Below are 4,846 nucleotides of genomic sequence, written 5' to 3'. Positions count from 1 at the left end.
GCTGTGCACAGGCGCCGTTTTTATCGCTGCCGCCAAAATGCTTCAGGCGGTCGAATTGGACGCGGCCTTCGGCGAGGATTAACGCTCAGCATCACAGTAAATAAGGAAAAGTCCCGGGATTCTGTTGCTTGGCGATTCAATAGCTCGCGCATTTTTTAGCCGGACAACCGGTTCCCACTTTTCCTGAAAATGCTGGATTAGGTGGGGGGTTTCTGTTGCTCGGCACCCCCCGGGCCGCCGTAACCTTTCTGTTGCCCGGCCGGTCCGGCCGCGTTCTTTTAGTATAAGTTCAGACCGTGAGGCCCAAAATTATGCTGCGAGAGCAAGTGCTTCGTTATCGTTTGCACCTATTGGTTATGAACCATTTCACGGCTTATTCATGCCGGGCAAAAACAATGCTTTTCAACGCACGTCGATCCTAGTTCAGCCCCTCCAAGACCTCTGGCAAACAGAGATTTTGGTGGAGCTGCCGGGTACCGCCCCCGGGTCCGCTGCATCTATTGCACACCGCAATTTATCACCATAGCCGGGCGAACCCGGCACCGACCTATATAGGCGCTTTTTCGTGAATGGGAAGTGAAGGCGGTTAAAGACCCTGCATATTTCGGCTCTCCGCCGGAATATGGACAACCAGTCCGTCGAGATCGGGTGTCAGCACGATTTGGCAAGACAGACGACTGGTGCGCCGCGCACCGGTAGCGAGGTCGAGCATGTCTTCCTCGTCCTCAACCGACCGGGGCAGTTTGTCGAACCAAAGCTTATCAATGATCACATGGCAGGTTGAACAGGCCATTTGCCCCTCGCACGTGCCTTCCAACGGTTGTCCCGCGGCTTGCGCAATTTCCAGCAGGCGTTGGCCCTCGACCGCTTCGACGTTCTGGACAGTGCCATCGGCATTGATGAACGTGACTTTGATCATAGCATCGCCTCTGCTGACCGGTTGATTGCATCTGCGGCCATATCAATCTCTTCCGCCGTCGTATAGCGGCCAAAACCCAAACGGATGGATGATTTCGCCTGCGCGTCGGTCAGGCCAAGCGCGCGCGACACATGGCTGGGGCGGCCAGAACCACTGGCGCAGGCCGATCCAGCGGAAAAGGCGATGTTCCGGCACTCCGATATCAACCGCGCGGCATCGACGCCGTCGCGGCGGATATTGAGATTGCCTTTATAACGTTGGGCCGTCGAACCGTTGATGGTCCAGTCCGCAAATGCGCTGGCTGCGTGATCCCATAAGGCAGAAACATGCGTGGCGTCCGCGTCCATGCGTTCTGCCGCCAACTTGGCTGCTGCGCCAAATCCAGCGCACAATGCGGGCGACAATGTACCCGATCGCATGCCTCGTTCCTGCCCACCGCCGAGCATTTGCGGGGTGAGCGCAATGCCGTCACGCACCCACAGGGCGCCAATGCCTTTTGGACCGTGGATTTTATGCGCGGATATCGCGATCATGTCGGGACCATCGGGGATCGGCATGCGGCCAAATGCCTGAACTGCATCGCATAGGAACAGATTGCCTTGGGCATGTGCGGCTCCCGCCAGCTCCGCGATTGGCTGGATAGTCCCAATCTCGTTATTGACGAGCATGATGGCCGTTAACGCCTGCCCACCAACGGAACCAGACGTTTGCGTTTCGGGAAGAATTAACCCCACAGTATCTACAGGGAAAGTCCGACCATCTAGATATTCAACAACGTCCAAAACCGCAGCATGCTCGGTCGCCGCGGCGGTGACGGGTAAGCCGCACCCCATGATGGCCAGATTGATCGCCTCAGTCGCGCCAGAGGTAAAGATCACGCGTCCGCCCTTCGGCAGCAGCGCCGCGATTTGATCGCGGGCAACCTCAACGGCCGCAGCTGCCGCCCTGCCCGCTGCATGTGCGCTATGCGGGTTGGCAAATCCATCCTTCAGCCAAGGCTCCATCGCTGCAAATGCCTCTGGGGCGAGCGGCGTCGTGGCTTGATAGTCGAGGTAGATCATGCCGCTTTGGCGCGGATGACGATATTGCGCCAGACATCCAAAAACCGTGCGACATCACTTTCGCTGGTATCGGCGTTGAAACTGACGCGGACGACTTCGGAAGCGGATCGCTCGTCCCAACCCATTGCGCCAAGCACATGGCTGGTTTTCAGCGTGCCTGATGAGCACGCGCTTCCGGCAGAGACCGCGATGCCCGCCATATCAAAGTTGATCAGCTGACTTGAGGCTGCAACGCCGGGCATACGGTAGCTGCCAATGGTCGCAAGTCGGCTGCTTGCTTCTGCCACCACGATTCCGCCGCTGGCAGTTATCTCCGCATCCAACATGTCGCGCAGCCGAACGGCGTTTTCCATCCATGCAAAACCCGCATCGAGGGCAGTCGCAAATCCGATTGCGGCCGGCAAGTTTTCGGTGCCGCGCCGGTACCCTTGCTCCTGCCCACCTGTCGGCGACAGCAGCCCAAGATTGCGGACGAGCAAAGCCCCCATTCCCGGCGGCCCGCCCAATTTGTGGGCTGATACGCACATCAAATCCGCATCTGGCAATGGCAGTTTGCCGGCGCTTTGCGAACAATCGGCAAATAATATTCCGCCATTGGCCCCCACAATATCGGCGATCTCGGCCATCGGTTGAATGACGCCGGTTTCGTTGTTCACGGACTGCACCGCATAGCGGGCAGCGCCTTTGATCGCGTTCCGGTCAACATAACCGTCTGGATCGACAGGCAATCGGGTTGCGCCTGCCACAGCCAAGACCGCATCATGCTCAACGGCGCTGGCAATCGCATCATGGCCACGCAGCGCAATCGCAATTGCCTCGCTTGCACCGCTGGTAAAAATGACTTCACCATCCCAATTCAGCGCAGCAGCAACCCTCGCGCGGGCCTTTTCCAACGCCGCGCGGGCTGCGCGGCCCTCGCTATGCGGAGAGGATGGATTGGCCCATCGCGCCATCGCGTCGGCCATCGCTTCGCGCGCCGCCGGAATGACCGGCGTCGTAGCTGCGTGATCCAAATATATGCGGGCTTGGTCGGGCATTATTTCCATGACAGTTGCGAAAATCGTCACTGCTTCTATATAGCTCTACGAAATCCTGCAAAGCCCGAACCTTCGGGCAAAGCTCGGCACCCATCTAAGAATCGAACAATAATATGCCTGCTATTGCTATTCCCGGTCCTGAAGGCCGCCTCGAAGCCCGTTTTTCTCCGCCACCGCGCCCACGTGCACCGATTGCAATGATTTTGCATCCGCACCCCCAAGCCGGCGGAACAATGAACGACCGGATTACGCAGCAGCTTTATAAAACATTCGTAGCGCGCGGATTTGGCGTGCTGCGCTTCAACTTTCGCGGCGTTGGCCGAAGCGAAGGCGAATTTGACAATGGCATCGGCGAATTGTCTGACGCCGCATCGGCGCTCGATTGGGTGCAAAGCTTCCACCCCGAAGCATCAACGACCTGGATTGCTGGCTTCAGCTTTGGCGCATGGATTGGCATGCAGCTTTTGATGCGTCGTCCGGAAATCCGCGGTTTCATCTCGGTATCGCCGCCTGCAAACATGTATGATTTCAGCTTTTTGGCGCCTTGCCCATCATCGGGCATCATCATTCAGGGTGTGAATGATGAAGTCGTCAATCCCAACGCCGTTCAAAAGCTGGTCGATAAACTGCGCACGCAGCGCCACATCACCATTCACCATGACGAAATCCCGCGCGCCAACCATTTCTTTGAAAATGAAATGGATATGCTGATGGCGTCCGTGAACAACTATCTCGATTTCCGGTTGGACCCGAACTCACCGATTAAGTGAGTTACTGCGCTTCGGTAACAAGGCTTTTGCCTTGTTGATCGGGCACAACCCAAATCGCAACATTTGCGAAAATAACGAGAGCCGCAGCGATCATCAGCCACATTTGCTGACTTGCCCCATCGCGACTCCAACGCTTCCATGCGCCATAGAGAAGCAGGAACGCAGACAGCATGGCGATGGATAAAACAGCGTTTAACATTTTGCCTCTCTAAAGCCGGTGGATAAGCCGTGCAATCGGGCAAATAGCGCATAGCCTTTTGCCGCGCGCTGCCATAGGGGGAGCGTGTTCCGACTCATGCTGCTACAGGATGTGCTATGCGTATCGCTATCGCCTCAGACCACGCTGCCCTTGCGCTGAAATCAGCGCTCGTCGAATATCTGCTGTCGGCGGGGCATGATGTGTGCGATCTCGGCCCGCATGATGAAAGTTCGGTCGACTATCCCGATTATGGTTACAAGCTTGCCGCCGCTGTTGCCGATGGCACCGCAGAACGCGGTGTTGCCTTATGCGGTTCAGGCATTGGCATTTCGATTGCGGTGAACCGCAATCCCGCCGCGCGCGCCGCTTTGGTGTCCGAACCATTGTCCGCGCGGCTTGCCCGCGAACATAATGATGCAAATGTTATTGCCATGGGCGCGCGCCTGATTGGCATTGAAATGGCCAAGGCCTGCCTTGATGCCTTTTTAACAACGGAATTTGGCGGCGATCGTCACCAACGCCGCGTCGACAAACTATCCAACCCGAACACGACCAAGGAACCATCATGAGCAGTGCAGCCGCCAATGACATCCAAAATTCTGGATTTTTTACGCAAAGCCTGACGGAACGCGACCCCGAAATCGCGGGCTGGATTGCGAAGGAACTGGGCCGGCAGAAGGACAAGATCGAATTGATCGCGTCGGAAAATATAACGTCGCGCGCCGTGCTTGAGGCCACAGGTTCGATCCTCACCAACAAATATGCCGAAGGCTATCCGGGCAAGCGTTATTATGGCGGCTGCGAATATGTCGATGAAATCGAAACCATCGCCATTGAGCGCGCGAAGCAATTGTTCGGCT

At 56.9% G+C, this 4,846-nt stretch carries 6 protein-coding genes, 1 other RNA gene and 1 pseudogene; 3 read left to right on the top strand and 5 right to left on the bottom strand.

Annotated elements, in window-relative coordinates:
- Positions 1-200 precede the first annotated feature (200 nt).
- From ssrA to ACIQ0G_RS10245, 4 genes are all read right to left on the bottom strand, one after another.
- Positions 201-580: a transfer-messenger RNA gene (ssrA, locus tag ACIQ0G_RS10260) on the bottom strand.
- Between the two features lie 6 nt (positions 581-586).
- Positions 587-919 (bottom strand): 2Fe-2S iron-sulfur cluster-binding protein, encoded by a 333-nt coding sequence (locus tag ACIQ0G_RS10255; protein WP_397577820.1) that lies wholly within the window; start codon positions 917-919, stop codon positions 587-589.
- A complete protein-coding gene (locus ACIQ0G_RS10250; protein ID WP_397577819.1) occupies positions 916-1,980 on the bottom strand; it encodes a cysteine desulfurase family protein in 1,065 nt (354 codons plus the stop codon). The genes ACIQ0G_RS10255 and ACIQ0G_RS10250 overlap by 4 nt, the downstream gene beginning before the upstream one ends.
- Positions 1,977-3,017, bottom strand: coding sequence for a cysteine desulfurase family protein (locus ACIQ0G_RS10245; protein WP_397577818.1), 1,041 nt, complete (start codon positions 3,015-3,017; stop codon positions 1,977-1,979). Before ACIQ0G_RS10245 ends, ACIQ0G_RS10250 begins: the two co-directional genes overlap by 4 nt.
- A gap of 113 nt (positions 3,018-3,130) precedes the next feature.
- Between ACIQ0G_RS10245 and ACIQ0G_RS10240 the strand changes: the two genes are divergently transcribed.
- On the top strand, positions 3,131-3,787 hold the full coding sequence (locus tag ACIQ0G_RS10240; RefSeq protein WP_183941171.1) for an alpha/beta hydrolase: 657 nt from the start codon (positions 3,131-3,133) through the stop codon (positions 3,785-3,787).
- A 1-nt stretch (position 3,788) separates the two neighbouring features.
- On the opposite strand, the gene ACIQ0G_RS10235 is transcribed toward ACIQ0G_RS10240, so the two are convergent.
- Positions 3,789-3,986 (bottom strand): hypothetical protein, encoded by a 198-nt coding sequence (locus ACIQ0G_RS10235; RefSeq protein WP_333568822.1) that lies wholly within the window; start codon positions 3,984-3,986, stop codon positions 3,789-3,791.
- 116 nt (positions 3,987-4,102) lie between these two features.
- On the opposite strand from ACIQ0G_RS10235, the gene rpiB reads away from it, so the two are divergent.
- Positions 4,103-4,555, top strand: a complete 453-nt coding sequence (gene rpiB, locus ACIQ0G_RS10230; protein ID WP_397577817.1) for a ribose 5-phosphate isomerase B — start codon at positions 4,103-4,105, stop codon at positions 4,553-4,555.
- A pseudogene (gene glyA, locus ACIQ0G_RS10225) lies at positions 4,552-4,846 on the top strand (serine hydroxymethyltransferase); the annotation flags it as partial. The gene rpiB and the pseudogene glyA, both read left to right, overlap by 4 nt.

The organism is Sphingorhabdus sp., assembly GCF_044354325.1.
GTDB lineage: Bacteria > Pseudomonadota > Alphaproteobacteria > Sphingomonadales > Sphingomonadaceae > Sphingorhabdus_B.
This window is presented reverse-complemented; position numbering and strand designations above follow the sequence as displayed.